Source organism: Devosia sp. BK, from assembly GCF_032907385.1.
In the GTDB taxonomy this organism is placed as follows: domain Bacteria; phylum Pseudomonadota; class Alphaproteobacteria; order Rhizobiales; family Devosiaceae; genus Devosia.
Genome location: NZ_JAIMBX010000001.1, coordinates 571,061 through 592,144, shown reverse-complemented (window position 1 = coordinate 592,144; position 21,084 = coordinate 571,061). Strand labels below are relative to the sequence as shown.

The window sequence follows — 21,084 nt, the reverse complement described above, 5'->3', positions numbered from 1 at the left end:
CAATAGCTGTCGATTATTTCAGCGCGACGACAGCGCGTGGCGGTGCCGCTGCAGCGAAAACGCCGCAGGATCGAAACCCGCCTATGCGCTGATCAAGCCGGAACGAACTAGCGTTTGTTCACGGCAATGCTGAAGACGCTTTGAGCCAGCGTGCTGGTCGCCTTGGTGGCGTTGCTCGGCGACAGGTCGACTTCATCGACCACCCGCTCAACGCTTTCACCGCGCGATTTCACCCGATATTGCACTGGGCCACTATCATGTGGCAGGCAGGCAATGACTTCGCAGGGCCCATTGGGCCGATTGCTGTGGCGGGGAGCGGATCGCAGATCGACCATCTCGCCGACCTTAAACAGATGAGACATCAGACGCTCCTGAACGCCGGGGCAGTGCTGCCCCGGCAAGATCTGCTTTAGGCAAGCTGTACATTGATCGCGGACTCACGACCGTCGCGGCCGCGTTCCAGATCATAGCTTAACTTCTGGCCGTCGGCGACGGTGGTCACGCCAGCACGCTCGAGAGCCGAGATATGAAGGAAGGCATCCTTGCCGCCGTCATCGGGCGAAATGAAGCCAAAACCCTTGGTGGAATTGAAAAATTTTACAGTACCATTGATCATGGGAAGTCTCTGAATTGGCTCGAAGCTGTGCAAGCGAGCATTTCTCCCGCGCGATATGCACCGGGAGATACCAACGTTTGCAGTTCGAAAGGAAAGCCAATCAACCGGCTATACCGGGAAGGTCAGGTCGCCACGCGGGCAGAAAACGTATGATCAGATATATCGCGTTCAATGCGTCAAAGTCAAGGCAGCGTTCACTTATATCTAACGGCGCTTGGCGCGCTGCACGGCCGCATCGAACTGTTGGAGGAAACTGGAGCGATCCTTTGCCGTGAAACTGGCATTAATCCCGCGGCTTTCGCCGGTCTCCCTAAGATGTTGATTAAGCTCGCGCATCGCCATTGCCATGCCGATCGAGTCAGACGTAAACAGTTTCCCCGTCGGTCCGATCGCCACCCCATCCTTGGCCAGCACGCGGCTTGCCAGCGGAATGTCGGAGGTCACGACGAGGTCCCCCGCTTCCACCGCCTCGACGATCCAGTCATCAGCCGCGTCGGCCCCTTGCGGCACCATCACATTGCGCACCATCGGGTCGCGCGATGGCCGCAGCCCGAAATTGGCGACATAGGTGATCATGAGCCCATGCCGCTCCGCGACGCGCAGCGCTTCGTCTTTGACCGGGCAAGCATCGGCATCGATATAGATCGCGACCATCAGGCACCAATCTCAGGACTATCGCGCAGCGGCGTCGTATCGTCGAGCGGCACGGTCTGCCGCTCGATCATCCGGTGCACATGCGGCAGTCCCTCGCCGCGATGCAGCGCCCGCAATTGCTCGGTATTGTCCGCATCCGCCTTGGTGCGCCGCAGGTTGTGCCGGACATAGTCGACCCAGGTCGGCACATGATAACTCTCAACCCAGATGTTCGGCTTTTCGAGATCGCGCAGCAGCGACCATTGCCGCGCCCCGTCCCGGATCCTGATCCGGCGCCGATCGCTCATCAGCGCCAGAAACCGCGAAATGTCTTCCTGGGCGATTTCATAGTCGATCATCACCATGATCGGACCACTCCGCGGCCGAAGGTCGAGCTTGAGCAAGGGCTCGTTGAAGGTCCCGAGCGGATTGAGATCGCGATCGTTGAACTGCGGCAGCGGCAGCACGAAGCCCACCCCGCAGCAGACGAGCAGCACGCCACCGGCCACGACCAAGGCCCATTGCGGGTCCGTCGCGTCAGCCGTCAAACCCCAGATCCAGCTTCCGCCCGCCATGCCACCAAACGTCGCCGTCTGATAGAGCGACAACGCCCGGCCAACCACCCAGCGCGGCGAAGAGAGCTGTATCGAGACATTGAACAGCGAGAGCGACAGCACCCAGCATGCCCCTGCCGGCAGCAAGACCAAATGGCTCAGCAAGGCGTCGCGGCTGAACCCCAACCCAAGGCAGCTTGCTGCAAAACCGAGACAGGCGAGCCTGACGATCACCTCATTGGAAAACCGCTGCCGGATCCGACCATTGAGAAACGCCCCGCCAATGGCCCCAAGTCCGAAACAGCCGAGCAGCGTGCCGTAAACGAGCGCCCCGCCGCCCACATATTCCTCGGCGACAGAAGGCAGCAGCGCCATGATGACGATGGCGGCAAAACCGAACAGGAACCCACGGAACAGCACGGTCAGCAGGTTCGGCGAGAGCGACATGTAGCGCACACCCGCCAGCATGGCGCTGCCAAACCGCTCGCGCGGCAGGCGCGATTTCGTCCGCTTGGGCTGCCACCGCCAGAGCGCCGCAATCAGCGTCAGATAAGACAGCGCATTGACGGCAAAAGCCGCGCTCGCCCCCGCCAGCGCCACGATCATGCCGCCTACCGCCGGGCCGACGCTGCGCATCATGTTGAAACCCATCGAATTGAGCGTCACCGCTCCGGGCAGGTCGTCGCGCGGCACGATATCGCCCATCGAGGCCTGCCAGGATGGATTGAACAGCGCCGTCCCGCAGCCGATAAGGAAGGTAAAAGTCAGCAGCAGCCAGGGATTGAGCAGCCCCATCCAGGCCGTTATGGCCAGCGACAATGATACGAGCGCCATCCCGGCCTGCGCCACGAGCATCACGCTCCGCCGATCGAAATTATCGGCCAGTGCGCCCGCCGCGATCGAAAAGACCATGATCGGCAGCGTCGTCGAGGCCTGCACCAGCGCCACCATATTGTGCGAGGTGGTCAGCGTCGTCATCATCCACCCCGCGCCTACCGACTGCACCAACCCACCCAGGTTGGACATCAGCGTTGCAGCCCAAAGCGTCCGGAAAGTCTCGTGACGAAAGGGCGCCAGGATAGATGTGCGCTCAGCCATATGATTCAGCTCCTCGCCCGTTCATGAGCCAGCCGGTTGACCAAGGCAAGACCATTCTCGGCACCGCCCCGTCACCCGCCCCGCCCTCCTCCATAAAGCATGGCCGGCCCGAACCGATCCCGCGACAAACGCGATCTTTCTGCGCAGAGCGGGCAATCTCTTTCTGAGGATGCTGTTGGTCTTCCAAAGCCTCACCAACCACCATCCTTCCCTCGGGCTCGACCCGAGGGCCAATGCAGGAGCCGCAAGGGTTTTGACCGCGACCAGAGACCCTCGGGTCAAGCCCGAGGGAAGACCAGTGGTTTGGCTAGTACATCTAAACGGCACGTGGAGAAGTGACCCCACAGCGGGGATGAACCCCAACCCACAAACGCATACACTTCCTAGAACCATCCTCACTCGAATCGCGCCCATGACCCCATCCCAGACCCAGCGGCCAAACCCGCTGCACCTCCTTGCGGCCTTTGCCAGCGGCGGCCTTCTGACCCTCGCCATCTTCGTCAATGGCGAAGCCGGGCGTCTGGGCGGCGCACTCTTCTCGTCGTGGCTGGCCCACGGCGTCGGCACCGTCGTCGCCGTCGCCGTCCTCGCCCTCATCTGGCGCCGCGAACGTGCCGCAACCAAGATCGCCGAGGCCCAGCACGGCAAGGCTCCGCTCTGGGCCTATCTCGGCGGCATCTTCGGCGCCGTTACCGTCATGCTGACCTCGACCGCCGTCAATTCGCCCCTCGCTTTGGCCGGCACCCTTGCGCTTGGTCTCGCAGGCCAGGTCGTCCTCAGCCTCGCCGCCGATTATTGGGGCCTCCTCGGCCTCGCCCGCCGCCGCCTCGACCTACGCGATGCAGGAGCCGTCATCCTCATCGCCGGCGGCAGCCTTCTCATCATCCTCTTCGGATTTGGTGCCGCATGATCCTGCCGCTCATCGCCGCCTTCTCCGCCGGTGTCCTCGTCATCCTCAGCCGCCAGGTCAATGGCCGCATGTCGATGTCTTCGACCCCGATGATTTCGTCATTCTGGAATCACGTCGTCGGCTTCGTCGTCCTCACCCTTATCGGGCTCGTTGTCGGCGGACTTATCCCCGCCAATATCGGCGAGATGCCGTGGTGGATTTTCACCGGCGGCGCCATCGGCGTCGTCTTCGTCGCTTCGGGCTCCTGGCTCATCACCCGCATCGGCGCCGTCAATTCGACGCTGCTCGTCATCGCCGGCCAGATGGTCTTCGGGGTGATCTTCGATCTCATGCGCGGCGCACCCGTGACGATCTGGGCCTCGGCCCTCGGCATCATCATGATTTTAGCGGGAATGGCGCTCACCCAACGTCGGCGATAACGGAATGCTAACAAAAACGGGGCCAATTGGCCCCGTTTTCACATCCAGATTTTGCGGCCTTTAGCCGGCTGCGGTGTAAGCTGTCTTCACGATAGTGAAGAACTCGGCCGCGTACTTGCCCTGCTCGCGCGAGCCATAGGACGAGCCCTTGCGCCCACCAAACGGCACGTGGAAATCGACGCCGGCGGTCGGTACATTGACCATGACCATGCCGGCTTCCGAGTTGCGCTTGAAGTGCGTCGCATACTTGAGCGAGGTCGTGACGATACCTGCGGACAAACCAAATTCGGTGTCGTTTGCGGTCGCTAGCGCCTCTTCATAATCTTTCACGCGAATGACGGCGGCCACGGGCCCAAAGATCTCTTCGCGCGCAATCCGCATGGAATTGGTCGCTTCGGTAAAGAGCGTCGGCTGCAGGAAGTAGCCTTCCGTGTCCTTGGTGACGCGCTCGCCACCAGCGGCAATCTTGGCACCCTCTCCTTTGCCGATCTCGATGTAATCGGTGTCCTGCTTGAGCTGGCCGGGATCGACCACCGGCCCGATTTCCGTATTTTTATCAAGAGCATCGCCCACGCGCAGGTTACGGGTGCGCTCGGCAAGCGCCTCGACGAACTTGTCGTGGATGCCTTCCGTCACGATCACGCGGCTCGACGCCGTGCAGCGCTGGCCGGTCGAGAAAAATGCCGACTGCGCAACGCTTTCGACGGCAATCTTGAGATCGGCATCGTCGAGCACGATGGTCGGGTTCTTGCCGCCCATTTCGAGCTGGAACTTGCGGCCAACCTTGACCGAAGCCTCGGCAACCCGCTTGCCCGTCCCCACCGAACCGGTGAACGAAATCGCGTTGACATCGGGGCTGTCCAGCATGGTCTGGCCGACCACCGAACCCTTGCCCATCACGAGGTTGACGACGCCCTTGGGCAGTCCGGCGCGCACGAGAATATCGACGATCGCCCAGGTCGAACCCGGCACGAGATCGGCAGGCTTGATGACGACCGTGTTGCCATAGGCAAGAGCCGGCGCCATCTTCCAGGATGGGATGGCGATCGGGAAATTCCACGGCGTGATGATGCCGATAACGCCGACCGGCTCACGGGTGATTTCGACCGTCAGACCCGGACGCGCGCTGGGGAGAATTTCCCCCGCCAGGCGCAGCGTTTCGCCGGCAAAGAAGTCAAAAATCTGCGCAGCGCGTGTCACTTCGCCAATGCCTTCAGGCAGCGTCTTGCCTTCTTCGCGGCTCAGCAACTCGCCCAGTTCCTGCTTGCGCGCGAGGATTTCCTGGCTTGCCTTGGAGAGGATTGCATGGCGCTCAAGAATGCCCGAGCGCGACCATGCCGGGAAGGCGGCCTTGGCGGCAGCGATGGCCTGCTTGGTTTCTTCGGCAGTCGCGCGTGCATAAACGCCAACCACTTCGTTGATATTGGACGGATTGATGTTTTCGACACCATCGGCGCCGACCCACTCACCATTGATCAGGTTCTTGTGCAGTTCGCTCATATCGAGGCCTTTCGGGTTATTCAGGTTCTGCCGGCAGAAACGCGGCAGCTAGAGGAGGTCAGCGCGGGCAAGATCCCGCAGCAGATGGCTGGTGCCATAGGTCCAGGGCGGACACTTGGTGGAGAGGTTGACGGTATTGGTCAGCGTACCGAGCGAAGGCGTCGAAATGGAGACTATGTCCCCGAGCTTGTGGGTAAAGCCCTTGCCTGCGCCGTCGCGATCCTTCACCGGCGCGAACATCGTGCCGAGGTAAAGCACTAGCCCGTCCGGATATTGATGGTGGCTGCCGATCGTCGCTGCCACCAGGGATTCCGGCGTCCGCGAAATCTGCGCCATGTTCGAAGCGCCCTCGAGTACAAAGCCATCCGTACCTTCGACGCGCAGCGCGATCTCAGAATTCTTGATGGTTTCGAGCGTGAAATCACCATCGAAGAGCCGCACAAATGGCCCAAGCGAAGCCGAGGCATTGTTGTCCTTGGCCTTGCCTAATAGCAGCGCCGAGCGCCCTTCGACATCGCGCAGATTGACGTCATTGCCGAGCGTTGCACCGACGATCTCGCCCTTGCTCGTCACCAGCAGCGCCACTTCCGGTTCCGGATTGTTCCAGCTCGAAATCGGATGCAGCCCGACCTCCGCGCCAAAGCCAACCGAGCTCATCGTCTGGCTCTTGGTGAAAATCTCGGCGTCCGGCCCAATCCCCACTTCGAGATACTGGCTCCAAACGCCCTTTTCGATCAGCGCCGCCTTGACCTTCATCGCCGGCTCCGAGCCCGGCACAAGCTGGGACAGATCGGTCCCGATGAGGTCGAGAATTTCCGTCCGCAGCGCATCGGCGCGCGACTTATCCCCGCGGGCCTGTTCTTCGATTACTCTTTCGAGCAGCGAAACGACGAACGTAACCCCCGAAGCCTTGATGGCCTGGAGATCGATGGGAGAAAGCAGAACCGGCAAATTTTCACTGGTCTGACCAGTGCACGAATTATCAACGATCGCATCGACAGCGCCGAGCACAGTGCCGCTTGCCGAGCGAACATGCTCGGCCGCACGGCCGCTCTCGGCGATATCGCGCACCGTCGCCATGCCCTTGGCCGTGATATCAACCACGTGACCATCGCGAACCGTGACAATCCGAGGCTCTGCAAAGCCGGGGACTTTGGCACGCCCAAGCAGAATACCTTCGGGAATGATAGTCACGTTCATCGTGCCGCCCTCTGCTGAGATCATGGCTGTGACTACCCCGCCAGAACGGCCGGACGCAACCCTTGAGAAACAAATAATCATACTTATTGGCCATGCCAAGGGCCGCCGCGGGTTTAAGCGGTAGCTTTCGATTGGCTGAACGGAAAGCTTTGGACAGGTTCAAGTCCCGTTCATCTGCGCCGCAATACTGACGCATTGGCTGGGGTATGGATGACCCCACCGAACACTCAGGAGTTTGCCATGCGTTTCGCGACTGCCCTTGCCCCCTTCGCCCTCCTCGCCGCTGCCGTCCCGGCCTATGCCGGCACCATCACCATCGAAGGGCGTGGCGAGGTCCGCGCGGCTCCCGACATGGCCCTCATCAATTCCGGCGTCACGACCCAAGCCGAAACTGCCCGCGCCGCGCTCGATGCCAATACGGCTGCCATGGCCGAGCTGATATCGACCCTCAAGGAAGCCGGCATCGAGCCGCGCGATATCCAGACTTCGGGCTTCTCGGTCAATCCGAACTATGTCTATTCCGAAACCCGCGACGATATGGGCTACACCCTCCCGCCCAAGATCAATGGCTATCAGGTGTCCAACACGGTCACCGTTGCCGTCCGCGATCTCAAGGAACTTGGCAATATCCTCGATATGGCCGTCAATGTCGGCGCCAACACCATCAATGGCGTGAACTTCTCCGTCGCCGACCCGACCGATCTTTACAACGAAGCCCGCAAGCAGGCCTTCGCCGATGCCCGCGAAAAGGCCGAGCTCTATGCCACCGCCGCCAACGCGACGCTCGGTGAGCTCGAAGCCATCTCGGAAAGCCAGAATATCAACAGCCCGATTCAGATGCCGATGTACGCCCGTGCTGATGTAGCACAGGCTGCCGTGCCGGTAGAAGCGGGCGAAATGACCTTCGAAATCGGCGTCAACGTTCAGTGGGAACTGGACAACAAGACCAACTAATCTTCTCAAAGGCCTTGAACCGGCCACCTTGATGACCGACGTCCAGCCTGAACCGGCGCCACCGGTTTAGGCTTTCGAGCCTTTAAGGCGTCGAGTTTTCCGGGCTCCTCTTTTTGCGGAGCTTGGACGGTGGGGGCGGCCCCAAACCGTAGTCACCCGCCCCCACCAGTCTATCCTGCCATCACTTTCCAGAGCATGTTGAGCCCCACGACGACGAGGAATGCGGCAAAGACATATTTGAGCGTTCGCTGGTCCATCCGGTGCGCCAGCGCCGCGCCCAAAGGCGCAAAGGCGGCGGCCGTCACTCCGACCAGCACCAACGCAATGCCGTTGACATAGCCGAGGCTGAACGGCGGCAACTCTGCCCTGCCCCATCCCAAAATGACGAAACCCAGCGTGCCCGAAAGCGCGATCGCGACGCCGATTGCCGCCGACGTACCGACAGCTGCATGCATCGTCTTGCCGAACGCCACGAGCGTCGGCACGGTCAGCGACCCGCCGCCCACGCCCATCAGCGACGAGATATAGCCAACGATTGCCGCCGCGGTCCGGTGCACGGCCTTTGATTCCTTGAGGTGCCCCATCAGCCTCGTCTGAAACGAGAAGATGATATTGGCCGCGATGAGAAAGGCCATCACCGCAAAGACCACACGCAGCACGTCGCCCGAGTACAAGCCAGCCATCAGCCCGCCGACAAAGGTACCGGCCACGATGAACGGCGTCCAAAGCTTCAGCACCGCCATATCGAGCGCCCCACGCTTCTGGTGCGACCGCGCGCTCATGATGCCCGTGGGAATGATGATAGCGAGCGACGTACCGACCGCCACATGCTGCACCACATCGGAATCATATCCCATTAGCGACAGCGCGGTGCTGAGCGCCGGCACAATCACGGCGCCGCCCCCTATGCCGAGCAGGCCCGCCGCAATACCCGAAACGACGCCCGTCGCGAGCATGCTCAAGACGAACGGCCAGTAACTGGCCATCATTGCCCAATCCATGCTCATTCCCCCAAAATATGCAGCACGACGTCCCGGCTATGGGGCCGGCGCCTGTGCTCAAAAAGATAGATGCCCTGCCAGGTGCCAAGCACCGCGCGCCCATCGACAATGGGGATGGCAATCGAGGTCTGCGTCAGCGCCGATTTGATATGCGCCGGCATATCGTCCGGCCCCTCAAGCGTATGGACCAGCCAGTCCATGCCTTCGGGCACCAGCCGACGGAAATAGCCGACAAGATCGACCTGCACATCCGGATCGGCATTTTCCTGGATCAGCAGCGAACAGGATGTATGGCGCACAAACGCTGTCACGAGCCCGATGTCGATGCCCGCCTTCCCGATGGCAGCCTGCATCTGCCGGGTGAACTCGTAAAGAGCCTGCCCGTCGGTTCTGATGGTGAGGTGTTCGATCGCCTGGTGCATGCAATCGGGCCTAGCACGAAGCGGCTGGGACCGCGAGCGCTCCCGCTGCAACCGGCTATCCATGCCGCAATCCAGCCAAAATCTGCCACGCGCAACTTCGTCGTTCGATCTGCGGAACCGTCCGGAAACCTCCGGCGTTTGGGGCTTTGCGGGGATGCTGGGCCGCGGTATGACGCTCGGCTGATCATTCAGCCTCCGTTCAGATAGCTCCCACGATGCTCAGCACAACGTGGCACACACGACGAAGGATAAAATAATGCGCCTCAGAAATTGGCTCTTCGCCGGCACCAGCATGACGCTGATCAGCATGGTCCCGAATGTGGGCTTTGCACAGGATGCGCCTGCCGAATTGCCCCAGGTCTGTATCGACCAGGGCTTTGCAACGCTGGAAGAATGTATCGCCGCTCAGCCCGCTGGTGCCGCCCCCGCTGCACCGGAAGAAGCTGCCCCGGCTCCTGAAGCTCCGGCCGAAGAAGCTGCGCCCCCCGCAGCAGAAGAACCCGCTCCCGCTCCGGAAGAGGCAGCCCCTGCCCCTGAGCCGCAGCCTGAAGCGGCCCCTGAACCAGAACCGCAGCCCGAGGCTGCTCCCGAGCCGGAACCCCAGCCTGAGGCTGCACCTGCCGAGCGCGCGCCAGCACCGGAAGCTGCTCCTGAAGAGCCGGCACCTGCCGAAGTGGCACCTGAGCCAGAAGCTCAGACCGAAGCAGCACCAGAACCCGCACAGCGCCAGGTAGCCCCTGAAGCTGAACAGGCTCCCGAAGCTCAGCCTGAAGCCCCTGTTGAAGCGCAGCAGCAGGCTCCGGAAGAAGTTGCCCCTGCCGCCGAAGAACGTGCGCCAGAACAGCCCGCTCCGGCTGCCGAAGAACGCGCCCCTGCTTCCGACATCGCCGGCCAGCTCACCGCTCAGGTCGAAGCCTATAATGCTGCCGTTGCCGAACTGTCCGCAGGTGGCGATGCCGCCGGTGCCCAGTCGCGCATCGACGCAGCACTCGCCGAGATCAATTCGATCTGCTCGAACGCCGGCCTGCCCGATGTTGACTCGTGCCTTGCTCCGCTTGGCCTAAGCCTCAACCCGCTGCCCGACGTGCAGGACGTGACCCCAGCGGCTCCAGTCGAAGGTCAGCCTGCTGATCAGACTGCCCCTGCTGACGGCACGGTCGATCCCAACGCAGCGCCTGCTGCCGAAGGTGAAGTCACCGTCGATGGCCAGCCTGCCGAAGTTATCGAAGATCTTCCAGAAGGCGTAACCCAGGACCAGATCGCTCCGGTTCTCGATAGCGCCAAGGATGTTGTGCTGTCGCCCGATGGCCAGGCTCCTGCTGAGCCGGCAGTCGATGCGAATGCCGAAGCCACGACCGACGCCAACGCGTCGGCACGCATGGCTGTGCCTGAAAATGACCAGGCCGCTCAGTCCGAAGAAATTCGCACTATGGCTGTCGACGCCGCTGCCATGTCGGCCACTGCCGAACAGGGTACCGCAGTCACCGCGACTGAAAACACGACGGTCAACCAGACCGTGGTGAACAACTACATCACCAACATCACTAATATCACCAACAACAATTCCGGCACGACCAACAACACGACCATCAACAACAACACGACGGTCGTGGACAATTCGCAGACCAATATCGGCCAGCAGAACAACATCACCGTTGTCGAGCAGGTGCCGGTGCGCGAAGCGACTGCCGGTGATCTGGTGACCCAGGTGATCCTGCAGGTTGGCACCCAGCTGATCGTCAATTCGATCGGCCAGGATACCGACCGCTTCTATGATCCACAGCAGGACGAAGTTTACTACGAAAACCTCTCCAATGGCCGCGTCCGTGAAGTCGTCTCGCGTCCCGATGGCAGCCAGGTCGTAACTGTCCGCAACCGCAACGGCGACATTCTGCGTCGCTCGCGCATCACGCCAGATGGCCGTGAAATCGTACTTGCATCGTTCGACGATCGCTATGACGACCAGCTGCTGTCCTGGCGTGACCCGGGCCTTGACCTGCCCCCGCTGCGTCTCAACATCCCGGCCCGTGACTACGTGCTCGATGCCGCTTATGCCGATGAGAACGAAGTTTCTAGCTTCTTCCGTCAGCCGCCGGTGGAACAGGTTCAGCGCCTCTACTCGATCGACGAAGTCAAGCGCTCGGCTCGCGTTCGTGACAGCGTCCGCCGTCTCGAAGTCGGTAATCTGACCTTCGATACCGGTGCCGCCACCATCGATCGCAACCAGGTTGCTTCGCTGTCCAACGTTGCCAAGGGCATGCTGGATCTGCTGGCCGCCAACCCAGCCGAAACCTTCCTGATCGAAGGTCACACCGATGCCGTCGGTTCGGACATCTCGAACCTGCGCCTCTCGGATCTGCGTGCCGCAACGGTCGCCCGCATCCTGACGGACTTCTATGGCGTCCCAGCCGAAAACCTGGCCACCCAGGGTTATGGCGAGCGCTACCTGAAGATCCGTACGGAGACGGCCGAGCGCGAAAATCGCCGCGTTACCATCCGCCGCATTACCCCGCTTGTGACTGTCGCAAGCAACGGCTAAGCGGCCAATTACCGCGAAGGGGCCGGACGCAAGTCCGGCCCCTTTTTTATGGCTGCGTCATTGAGGCTGCTTGCCAGCCGTCATGGACTTGATATCCGTGCGCGGTCCTCCTGGAGCGCGCCATGAAACGCCTGGAAATCTTCGTTGAAAGCCTCATCCTCGCGTCGCGCTGGCTGCTGGTGGTCTTCTATATCGGCCTCGGGCTCGCTCTTGCCCTCTACGCAGCGACATTCGGCTTAAAACTCGGGGATTTCGCCACCCATCTCGTCGGCATGGACGAAACTGAGGTGATCCTCAAAATCCTCGGCCTTATCGATGCGGCATTGATCGCGAGCCTCGTCGTGATGGTGATCATCTCGAGCTACGAGAATTTCGTCTCCCGCTTCGACAACGAGCGTGATGTGCACTGGCTGGGCCAGATCGATGCCGGATCGCTCAAGATCAAGGTAGCCTCGACCATCGTCGCCATCTCCTCGATCCACCTGCTCCAGATCTTCCTCAACGTGCCGCATTACACCAATGAGCAGATTTTCTGGTACACCGTGCTGCACTGCACCTTCATACTATCGGCGCTATTTCTCGCGCTGATCGACAAGATTTCGAAGAAAGATAGCAAGTCCAAAGAGCTCGATCTCTAATAGGCCATAGCAACCATCTGATCTTTCGAGGTCTTTTCAGCGCCACAATTGTTTTTGGTTTGTGATCACGGAATGGGGAACTGACTGCGAACTGCGGGCGTTCTTCACCCAGAATTTCACTTGCAAGGAGCAAATGATGGCTACCCCAGAACGTGATACTATCTATACCAACGACGGTAACCGCACTGTCTACACCCGCGAAAGCAATGGTACAGGTTGGTTTGTCGGCATCATCGTCGCCTTGGCTCTGCTCGCCATTGGCTATCTGGTCTTCTCGGCCAACTCGGGCCCGTCCACTTCGGTTGACGTGAACAGCACGACACCAGCCGTTGAGACCACCGCGCCGATGACTGAAGCTCCGGCCGCAACGCCTAGCGCTGCCCCAATGACCGAAGCTCCAGCCGCTACTCCGGCCCCGGCAACTGAAGCCGCTCCTGCTGTTGAAGCACCAGCTTCGACAACCACGACGACGGCCCCAGCCACGACGCCGGCCAACTAATAAAGCACCTAACGGCCTCGACCCCCTCCCCTTGAGGCCCTTCGAGCCCCGGTTCAGGAAACCGGGGCTTTTTGCTGCCTGCGGCACAATGGCATCCGCGCCAAACTTGCAAGGCACATCGCTGATACCCATTTCCAAACCAGCAACACGGGAGCGCCAATGTTCAATATCGATCAGATTATCAAAGCCATTCAGACCGATCCCAATAGCAAGCGCACCGCGATGACGGGAGCAGCTGGCCTCGCGGCCGGCTTGCTGATGTCGGGCGGGAAGCCCACCAAGCTTCTGGGCAATGCGGCTAAGCTCGGCGCGCTCGCAGCTGTTGGTGGCCTCGCCTACAAGGCTTGGCAGTCCTATCAGGCCAACCAGACCAATCAGAGCGGTAGCGCCGCGCAACCCGTGCGCGAAGACGCCTTCATTCCGGCTCCAGGCAATGAGGCCGCGCAGGAAGAGCTCGGCAAAACTCTGGTGCGCGCGATGATCGCTGCGGCCAAGGCAGACGGCAAGATCGATGCCGAAGAGAAAGATGCCATTTTTGAACGCCTGAAGACCATGCCGCTTTCCGCAGAGGAAAAGGCCTGGGTCTTTGACGAACTCTCGACCCCGCTCGACATCAATGCCGTCGCCGGCCGCGCCGATACGCCTGAGCACGCGGCCGAAATCTATGCAGCCTCGCTTGTCGCCATCACGGCTGACACTCCGGCAGAGCAAGCCTACCTCGAAGCTCTTGCCGCCAAGCTGCGCTTGGATCCCGCTCTCGTCACCGAGATCCATAAGGCTGCAGGCGAAAAAGCCCCTCAGCCGGCACCAACCCCGCCGCAGCCTTGGGCCTACACACCCACGACGGTCAACCGCTGACCATCAAGATGCCGCGCCTCCCCCGGGCGCGGTATCACCCATGTGCGTTCTTGATGCTCGACCGCAGCGCCGCCATGTCTTTCCGCAAGGAGAATGCCATGGAACTCGGACTTTATTCTTTCGCTGAAAACACCGCCGATCCCCTTAACGGCGGACACGTCCAGTCGCCCGCCGAACGTCTGCGCGACCTGATCGAAGAGATCGAGCTAGCCGATCAATTGGGACTGGCTTTCTATGGCCTTGGCGAACATCACCGCCCAGATTATGTCGCGTCCTCGCCCGTCACCATCCTCGCCGCTGCGGCCGCACGCACGAAGTCGATCAAACTCTCGACCGCCGTCACGGTGCTCAGTTCGGAAGATCCCGTCCGCGTCTGGCAGCAGTTCGCAACGCTCGATCTCCTGAGCAATGGCCGTGCCGAGATCATGGCTGGCCGCGGCTCGTTCATCGAAAGCTTCCCGCTCTTCGGCTACGATCTCAACGACTACGACGATCTCTTCGAAGAAAAGCTCGAAATGCTGCTGACCCTGCGCAAGGGCGGCAAGGTCAATTGGGCTGGTAGCAAGCACACCCAGGCGATCAACAACATCGCCGTCTATCCCGAGCCCGTGCAGAGCCCGCTGCCGCTCTGGATCGCCGTCGGCGGAACACCGAATTCGGTCGCCCGCGCTGCCTATTATGGCCTCCCGCTCATGATCGCGATCATCGGCGGCCGCCCGCGTCAGTTCGCGCCGCTGGTCGATCTCTACCGAGACACAGGCAACAAGATGGGCCACGACGCCTCGCTCCTCAAAATTGGGGTCTCTGGCCACGGCTTCATCGCCGAAGACAGCCAATCGGCGCGCGATATTGCTTTTCCCGCCCACAGCGCCACCATGAGCCGCATCGGCGCCGAACGTGGCTGGCCGCCGACCACCCGCGCCCAGTTCGATGGCGGCGCAACGCCGGAAGGCGCCTACTACATGGGCTCGCCGCAGGAAGTGATCGACAAGATCCTGATGCAGCACGAGTGGTTCAAGCACGACCGCTTCGGCCTGCAACTCAGTGTCGGCACCCTGCCCCATGATAAGATCATGAAGGCAATCGAGCTTTACGGCACAGTCGTGAAGCCCGCCATCGACAAGGCGCTTGGCGCATAAAATGGACGCGGCGCTCTACGCAGAAATTGTCGAGCGCCGCCGTCACTTCTCCTGGCCCGGCTATCCAAGCTATGCCGACGCTGGGTTGGATGGCGACTGGATCACGCCCTACCACCTGTCCTCAGCGAGCTTCACCGGCCCGGTGCTACTGACCTACAATTTCCTCGACGCCCCGACTGCCATAGCCGAACGCTCGCGCTTGCGCGAAACTGGCTATCTCGCCGAGATGCCGTTCAATCGTGTGCTGGATTTGGGACTGGCGCTGGCCGGCCTCAAGCGCAGCGACATTTACGTCACCCACGCGTTCCACCTCCTCGCCCGCCAACGCTCGGAGCGTATTCCCAACGCAGCGCTGGACGCCTCGTTCGACGCCATCGCATGTCATGAGCTCGTGGATCGTCGGGTCATTGCCCTGGGTGACGCGGCCAGCCGCCAATGCAGCCGCCACGCCATTCCTCATCAGCGCACCCCGCATCTCAGCGCCCGAGGCCTCAGTTTTGCCGAGCGTGCCGAACAGCTTGCAGCCGCGCTTAAGTCTGCTCTCTAGCCGCGGCCGCGATAGGGCGGAACGCCCTGATCGGGCAACCAGACACCGTCGGGCACTGGCCCAGTCTGCCAGAACACATCAATGGGGATGCCGCCGCGCGGATACCAGTAGCCGCCGATCCGTAGCCAGCGTGGCTTGATCGCCGCGACGATCCGCATGGCCACATCGATCGTGCAACCTTCATGGAAGGCGCCGTGATTGCGGAACGAGGTCAGAAACAGTTTAAGCGACTTTGACTCCACCAGAAACTGATCGGGCACATAGTCGATGACCAGATGGGCGAAATCAGGCTGCCCCGTCACCGGACAGAGCGAGGTGAATTCCGGCGCCACATAGCGCGCGACATAATTCACATCCGGATGCGGATTGGGCACCGGGTCCAGCACAGCCTCGTCCGGATGCTGCGGCACCTCCACATCCTTGCCAAGCTGCAGGGTTTCCGAATTCATCTTACTTGCCCGAGCGCTTGATCGACTTGATCGCCAGCGGCGGCATGCCGGACTTTTCGGAGATGGCGCGGTCCTGCTCTTCGATCGCAGCCTTGGCTGGTTCGTCGCCATCAAGCCCACCCAGCAGATTGGCATCCACCTTGCGGTTTGAGCGCTGCGAGCCGTCTTCATAGACGATGTCGAACATCACGAATTCACTGCGGGCGGTTGGCTTCTTGGCCATGACGACAATCCTTCAAAAACAGGACCGCGAGCCGATTGGCCCGCGGTCATAACTAAAAATACTGGCTCGGCTTAGCGGTAGATGCCGTCGCCTTGTTCGTCGATGATTTGGCGGCCTTTGTTGAGAGCCAGCGCGATAAGATCATCTTTCGATCCCATACGGTCGGCGCGGATGAACTTGTAGCTCTTCTGCTCGCCGCCGATTTCTTTCTCGATCGTCCCGGCCAACTGATATTCGCTGCCGACGCGCATCTCGATCGCCTTGATCAGATGCCCCTTGTAGCTTTCTTCGCCGAGGGACTTGTCGCCGGCTGGTGTCGCCTCGTCAGCGCCGCCACCACCAAAAAGCTTCTTCCAAAACGACATCGAAAACTCCCTTAACTTCGTCTCGGCGGCCGGGGCCGTACCAACTCGCCGCGCTTGTCCATCTCCTCCTGCAGCCATTGCGGTGAGATGTCAAAATAGTTTGGCCAGATGGGCTTGCCATTGGCGAGCTCCACCTTGGCAAAATAGGCCCGATCCCGCAGCGGCTCCGTCCCCTCTCCGCGCTCAGCCAGCATGGGCGCGGCGTTGAACACGCCATGCGTCCCATCGGAAAAAGTCACCGCCAGCTTGAACGGAACAGACGCGCGAATAGCCGTTATCTTGAGGCGAGGAGCAGCCATGAGCTGCTCCTAGTTGTCGAGGAAGCTCCGCAGCTTGCGGCTCCGGCTCGGGTGCTTGAGCTTGCGCAGGGCCTTCGCTTCGATCTGACGGATACGTTCGCGGGTCACCGAGAACTGCTGTCCGACTTCTTCGAGCGTGTGGTCGGTGTTCATGCCGATACCAAAACGCATACGAAGCACGCGCTCTTCACGCGGCGTCAGCGAAGCGAGAACGCGCGTCGTCGTTTCACGCAGGTTCGACTGGATCGCCGCATCGATCGGCTGGATCGCATTCACGTCCTGAATGAAATCGCCGAGGTTGGAATCTTCCTCGTCGCCGATCGGCGTTTCGAGCGAGATCGGTTCCTTGGCGATCTTGAGCACCTTACGGACCTTGTCCAAGGGCATCTGCAGCTTTTCGCTGAGTTCCTCTGGCGTCGGTTCGCGGCCGATCTCGTGCAGCATCTGCCGCGAGGTCCGGACGATCTTGTTGATCGTCTCGATCATATGCACCGGAATACGGATGGTGCGCGCCTGATCGGCGATCGAGCGGGTGATCGCCTGACGGATCCACCAAGTCGCATAGGTCGAGAACTTGTAACCGCGACGATACTCGAATTTATCGACGGCCTTCATCAGGCCGATATTGCCTTCCTGAATGAGATCAAGGAATTGCAGGCCGCGGTTGGTGTACTTCTTGGCGATCGAGATCACGAGGCGAAGGTTGGCTTCGACCATTTCCTTCTTGGCGATAGCAGCTTCGCGCTCGCCCTTTTGCACCTTATGCACGATGCGGCGATATTCAGCGATATCGAGGCCAGTCTCGGTCGCTAGCGTAGCAATCTCGTAACGGATGTCACGAACGGTATCGACTTCGCGACGTGCGAATTCAGCCCAGCCCTTGCCATCGAAACCATCGAACGTCGTTTCCCAGGTCGGGTCCAGTTCGCGGCCATAATAGTTCTTGAGGAACACTTCGCGCTTGACGCCATAGCTCTCAGCCAGGCGCAGCAGACGACCTTCAAGACGCACGAGGCGCTTGTTGATATCGTAAAGCTGTTCGACGAGGCTTTCGATACGGCTATTGTTGAGCGAAAGCGACTTCACGTCGGCAATCACTTCACCGCGCAGCACTTCAAGCTTCTTGCTTTCCGCGTCGGAAACGGTGGCGGTGCGATCTTCGGCATGCCGATCCTGCATCACGCGCATCTGGCCATAAGCCTCGGCGATACGATCGAACGTCTCGACGACTTGCGGCTTCAGTTCGGCTTCCATAGCCGAAAGCGACAGCGCATTGTCGAATTCGTCATCGTCGTCTTCGACCGGATCCTGCGGCGCCTGCGGCTCCTCCGGCACATAGTCGTCGTCGCTATCCGAAGACGCAGCGCGGCGCGGCGCTGGCTTTGCGGCAGCCTTTACCGGCTCCTGCTCCACTCGCGGCGCTGGAACCGGAATTTCGGGCGCCGCCTGCTTGGCGTCGGGGCCAGCATAGGTCGCTTCGAGATCGATAATGTCGCGGAGCAGAATCTCGCCCTCGGCGAGCTGATCGCGCCAGATGATGATGGCCTGGAAGGTCAGCGGCGATTCGCAGAGGCCCTCGATCATGGTCTCGCGACCGGCCTCGATGCGCTTGGCGATGGCGATTTCGCCCTCGCGGCTCAGCAGCTCGACCGAGCCCATTTCGCGCAAGTACATTCGCACCGGGTCGTCGGTACGATCCGAGCCAGATTTGGTGTTCGATGTATTGGCCAGAGCGGTGCCGCCGGAAGGCGCAACTTCGCTGCCGGTTTCTTCCTCGTCTTTCTCGACTTCGGTCTCTTCGACCTCGTCTTCGTCGACGACGTTGATGCCCATTTCCGAGAACATGGACATGAAGTCCTCGATCTGCTCGGAGCTGGTTTCGTCAGCCGGCAGAACGGCATTCAGTTCTTCATAGGTCACATAGCCGCGCTTCTTGGCGACCTTGATCAGCTTCTTGACCGCAGCATCGTTCTGGTCGATCAGAGGACTGTCATTGGAGGCCTCCGGAGCCCCGGATTCGGGCTTCTCGGTTTCCTTGCTGGCTTTGTTCGCTGCCTTGGTGGCCATATGCTACTCCTCGGGACCCGCGGGCATCTCGGGCGCCGGACTTGTCATAGGTGGTGACAGCTCAAGACAAGGTAAAGGTTTGGTCACCAAGGCGTTAACACCTCAGCATCATGATGGTTCGCTTCGGGACGACATGACGTGACCGCCATATGCGAAATCGCGCGTCTTCGCCGGTCTTTAGAGTTTTCTCTAAAAACTGCGAGTCGCGCGTCCAGATAGCGAACCAAATCCTTCGATCAATGCCTCTGTGCCATCGACAGTGGTAATCTGGTTCTTGATGTCTCGCAGCCTTTCAAAGGTTTCATCGCTCGGGTCTTCGCCCAGCGCCGCTTCGGCTGCCTTGAGTTCCCTATTTAGCTGAACTTTCTTGTTATGCAAGGCCAGCGCATGACTTAATCCTGTTTCCGCGTCGGTGAGCGCCGTATCCGACCCCACCTGCCAGACCCCCTGCCGCACCAGTGTCTCGGCCATTCTCGCCAGCGTCGGTCCATGCCCGCGCACGCCAAGCGCGTCCTGCAAATCAGGCGCCGAAATATCGTGATGCCGCACGACAAGGGCCAGTATGTCACTCAAAACCTTCTGGGCAGTCTGCGTTTCACAGTCGAGCGCAGCAAGGATTTCGAACTTGTCTTCGACGAGAGCCGGATGGTTGACCAGGGTCTGGATGATCGTCGCCTCGCGCGGCGTTGCTTCCATGCCTGTCGAACCGCGCATCAGTCGCGAGTTCCTCAGCGTATCGGACACGACGAGACGCGGCGTCCCGCGTGCGGGAAATCCATAGGCGCCGCTCTGACCATAGTTCGGCCGCCCGCCGCGCTGCCCGTCCCAAGGTTTCCGGATCGGCGCAAAGAATGCTTTCAGCTTTTCATCAAACGCCTGCTGATAGTGAAAGCGGACAGTCTGGTCCTGGATCGAATGGGCCCGCTCCCGCAGCCGCGCTTGCAAAGCGGCGCGCTCTTCCGGCGCATCGGGCACCAATCCGCCGGTCTCGAGGCTCCAGAGCATATCGGAAAGGCTGCGCGCCTTCTCGATCACGTCGGCAAACGCCTGCCGGCCCTGCGCCTTGATCAGATCATCGGGGTCCTGCCCCTCAGGCAGTGTCGCGATCTTCACCGTCTGCCCCGGTTTGAGATGCGGCATGACCAGATCCATGGCCCGCTCGGCAGCCTTCAAACCCGCCTTGTCGCCGTCAAAGCAGAGAACTGGCACCTCCGCCATCCGCCAGAGCAACTGCAGATGCTCCTCGGTCAGCGCGGTGCCAAGTGGCGCCACTGTCCCTTCGAAACCCGCAGAAACAGCGGCAATAACATCGAGATAGCCTTCCACCACGATAACCGTGGCTCCGTCCCGCGCCGCCGCCCGCGCCGATTGCCCATTGTAAAGCGTCTGCCGCTTGGAAAAGAGGCTCGTCTCCGGCGAGTTGAGATATTTTGCCGGCACATCGGCGCTCAGCGCCCGGCCACCAAAGGCGATGATCCGGCCTCGAAAATCCATGATCGGAAACATCACGCGGTTGCGGAACCGGTCATAGGTCAGCGGATCGTCGTCACGACTGGTAACTAGCCCCGCATCGAGCATCGCCTGCGCCGAGACACCATTCGCGGCGAGATGCTCCTTGAGTCCATTGCGGCTATCGGGCGCAAAGCCGATGCGAAAGCGCGTCTGGCTCGTCGGCGACACGCCGCGGTCAAAGAGATAGCCGCGAGCCCGCGCGCCGATATTATGCGCCAGCGCCGCCTCGAAATATTTGGTCGCGAGTTCCATGACCTCGACGAGGCCCTTTTGCGCGGCCTCGCGTTTTTCGCTGCGCTCATCGCGCGCCGGCATCGGCACACCGGCCATGCCGGCAAGCTTTTCGACCGCCTCGGGAAAGCTCATCCCGGCTTTTTCGGTCAGGAACCGGAAATGATCGCCCGTCGCGCCGCAGCCAAAGCAGTGATAGATGCCGCGCCGGTCATCGGCATGAAAGCTCGGGCTTTTCTCGGCGTGGAAGGGGCAACAGGCCCACATGTCGCCCTTGCCAGGCTGCGATTTGCGCTTGTCCCAAAGCACGTGTTCGCCCACAACCTGCGTAATCGGCAGGCGCTGGCGGATTTCATCCAGGAACGTATCGGTAAAGCGCATGGGTGTTACCTAAGCACTCCCAGGGCCGAA

23 protein-coding genes are annotated in these 21,084 nt (G+C 60.9%); 9 read left to right on the top strand and 14 right to left on the bottom strand.

The window, feature by feature from the left end:
- Positions 1-107 precede the first annotated feature (107 nt).
- From DevBK_RS02865 to DevBK_RS02850, 4 genes are all read right to left on the bottom strand, one after another.
- Positions 108-362 carry a hypothetical protein gene (locus DevBK_RS02865; RefSeq protein ID WP_061910750.1) on the bottom strand — a complete coding sequence of 85 codons (255 nt, stop codon included), beginning with the start codon at positions 360-362 and terminating at the stop codon, positions 108-110.
- 47 nt (positions 363-409) lie between these two features.
- Positions 410-616, bottom strand: a complete 207-nt coding sequence (locus DevBK_RS02860) for a cold-shock protein (RefSeq protein ID WP_317184402.1) — start codon at positions 614-616, stop codon at positions 410-412.
- A gap of 204 nt (positions 617-820) precedes the next feature.
- Positions 821-1,270 carry a YaiI/YqxD family protein gene (locus DevBK_RS02855; RefSeq protein WP_317184401.1) on the bottom strand — a complete coding sequence of 150 codons (450 nt, stop codon included), beginning with the start codon at positions 1,268-1,270 and terminating at the stop codon, positions 821-823.
- Positions 1,270-2,901 (bottom strand): MFS transporter, encoded by a 1,632-nt coding sequence (locus tag DevBK_RS02850; protein ID WP_317184400.1) that lies wholly within the window; start codon positions 2,899-2,901, stop codon positions 1,270-1,272. Before DevBK_RS02850 ends, DevBK_RS02855 begins: the two co-directional genes overlap by 1 nt.
- A 412-nt stretch (positions 2,902-3,313) precedes the next feature.
- On the opposite strand from DevBK_RS02850, the gene DevBK_RS02845 reads away from it, so the two are divergent.
- Together DevBK_RS02845 and DevBK_RS02840 are read left to right on the top strand one after the other, a co-directional pair.
- A complete protein-coding gene (locus DevBK_RS02845) occupies positions 3,314-3,811 on the top strand; it encodes a DMT family transporter (protein ID WP_062631700.1) in 498 nt (165 codons plus the stop codon).
- Positions 3,808-4,230: a DMT family transporter gene (locus tag DevBK_RS02840; protein ID WP_062631699.1), complete on the top strand. Its 423-nt coding sequence runs from the start codon at positions 3,808-3,810 to the stop codon at positions 4,228-4,230. Before DevBK_RS02845 ends, DevBK_RS02840 begins: the two co-directional genes overlap by 4 nt.
- 60 nt (positions 4,231-4,290) lie before the next feature.
- On the opposite strand, the gene DevBK_RS02835 is transcribed toward DevBK_RS02840, so the two are convergent.
- Both DevBK_RS02835 and DevBK_RS02830 read right to left on the bottom strand, forming a co-directional pair.
- On the bottom strand, positions 4,291-5,730 hold the full coding sequence (locus tag DevBK_RS02835; protein WP_061910737.1) for an aldehyde dehydrogenase family protein: 1,440 nt from the start codon (positions 5,728-5,730) through the stop codon (positions 4,291-4,293).
- Between the two features lie 48 nt (positions 5,731-5,778).
- Positions 5,779-6,930: a fumarylacetoacetate hydrolase family protein gene (locus DevBK_RS02830; protein ID WP_317184399.1), complete on the bottom strand. Its 1,152-nt coding sequence runs from the start codon at positions 6,928-6,930 to the stop codon at positions 5,779-5,781.
- A 240-nt stretch (positions 6,931-7,170) separates the two neighbouring features.
- Between DevBK_RS02830 and DevBK_RS02825 the strand changes: the two genes are divergently transcribed.
- Positions 7,171-7,884, top strand: coding sequence for an SIMPL domain-containing protein (locus DevBK_RS02825; RefSeq protein WP_061910733.1), 714 nt, complete (start codon positions 7,171-7,173; stop codon positions 7,882-7,884).
- Between the two features lie 170 nt (positions 7,885-8,054).
- Here the strand turns inward: DevBK_RS02825 and DevBK_RS02820 are convergent, their stop codons facing one another.
- On the bottom strand, positions 8,055-8,873 hold the full coding sequence (locus tag DevBK_RS02820; protein ID WP_317184398.1) for a sulfite exporter TauE/SafE family protein: 819 nt from the start codon (positions 8,871-8,873) through the stop codon (positions 8,055-8,057).
- A gap of 14 nt (positions 8,874-8,887) precedes the next feature.
- Positions 8,888-9,307 carry a secondary thiamine-phosphate synthase enzyme YjbQ gene (locus tag DevBK_RS02815; RefSeq protein ID WP_061910840.1) on the bottom strand — a complete coding sequence of 140 codons (420 nt, stop codon included), beginning with the start codon at positions 9,305-9,307 and terminating at the stop codon, positions 8,888-8,890.
- Between the two features lie 256 nt (positions 9,308-9,563).
- Between DevBK_RS02815 and DevBK_RS02810 the strand changes: the two genes are divergently transcribed.
- The 6 genes from DevBK_RS02810 (at position 9,564) to DevBK_RS02785 (ending at position 15,527) form a co-directional block, all read left to right on the top strand.
- A complete protein-coding gene (locus DevBK_RS02810) occupies positions 9,564-11,846 on the top strand; it encodes an OmpA family protein (protein ID WP_317184397.1) in 2,283 nt (760 codons plus the stop codon).
- A gap of 122 nt (positions 11,847-11,968) precedes the next feature.
- Positions 11,969-12,484 carry a TIGR00645 family protein gene (locus DevBK_RS02805; RefSeq protein ID WP_317184396.1) on the top strand — a complete coding sequence of 172 codons (516 nt, stop codon included), beginning with the start codon at positions 11,969-11,971 and terminating at the stop codon, positions 12,482-12,484.
- Between the two features lie 136 nt (positions 12,485-12,620).
- Positions 12,621-12,983, top strand: a complete 363-nt coding sequence (locus DevBK_RS02800; RefSeq protein ID WP_061910725.1) for a hypothetical protein — start codon at positions 12,621-12,623, stop codon at positions 12,981-12,983.
- Between the two features lie 159 nt (positions 12,984-13,142).
- Positions 13,143-13,841, top strand: coding sequence for a tellurite resistance TerB family protein (locus tag DevBK_RS02795; protein ID WP_317184395.1), 699 nt, complete (start codon positions 13,143-13,145; stop codon positions 13,839-13,841).
- 98 nt (positions 13,842-13,939) lie between these two features.
- Complete coding sequence (locus DevBK_RS02790; RefSeq protein ID WP_317184394.1) at positions 13,940-14,980, top strand: LLM class flavin-dependent oxidoreductase; 1,041 nt, start codon at positions 13,940-13,942, stop codon at positions 14,978-14,980.
- Between the two features lies 1 nt (position 14,981).
- Positions 14,982-15,527, top strand: coding sequence for a hypothetical protein (locus tag DevBK_RS02785; protein WP_317184393.1), 546 nt, complete (start codon positions 14,982-14,984; stop codon positions 15,525-15,527).
- On the opposite strand, the gene queF is transcribed toward DevBK_RS02785, so the two are convergent.
- The 6 genes from queF to dnaG form a co-directional block, all read right to left on the bottom strand.
- Positions 15,524-15,976, bottom strand: coding sequence for a preQ(1) synthase (queF, locus tag DevBK_RS02780; RefSeq protein WP_061910721.1), 453 nt, complete (start codon positions 15,974-15,976; stop codon positions 15,524-15,526). The genes DevBK_RS02785 and queF overlap by 4 nt on opposite strands.
- A gap of 1 nt (position 15,977) precedes the next feature.
- Positions 15,978-16,199: a hypothetical protein gene (locus DevBK_RS02775; protein WP_061910719.1), complete on the bottom strand. Its 222-nt coding sequence runs from the start codon at positions 16,197-16,199 to the stop codon at positions 15,978-15,980.
- Positions 16,200-16,270: 71 nt separating this feature from the next.
- Positions 16,271-16,564 carry an HlyU family transcriptional regulator gene (locus tag DevBK_RS02770; RefSeq protein ID WP_062631691.1) on the bottom strand — a complete coding sequence of 98 codons (294 nt, stop codon included), beginning with the start codon at positions 16,562-16,564 and terminating at the stop codon, positions 16,271-16,273.
- Positions 16,565-16,575: 11 nt separating this feature from the next.
- Entirely contained in the window at positions 16,576-16,863 is a 288-nt protein-coding gene (locus tag DevBK_RS02765; protein WP_061910715.1) for a DUF2442 domain-containing protein, read from the bottom strand.
- A 9-nt stretch (positions 16,864-16,872) separates the two neighbouring features.
- Positions 16,873-18,930 (bottom strand): RNA polymerase sigma factor RpoD, encoded by a 2,058-nt coding sequence (rpoD, locus tag DevBK_RS02760; protein WP_061910713.1) that lies wholly within the window; start codon positions 18,928-18,930, stop codon positions 16,873-16,875.
- Positions 18,931-19,119: 189 nt separating this feature from the next.
- Complete coding sequence (dnaG, locus tag DevBK_RS02755; RefSeq protein ID WP_317184392.1) at positions 19,120-21,054, bottom strand: DNA primase; 1,935 nt, start codon at positions 21,052-21,054, stop codon at positions 19,120-19,122.
- Between the last annotated feature and the right edge of the window lie 30 nt (positions 21,055-21,084).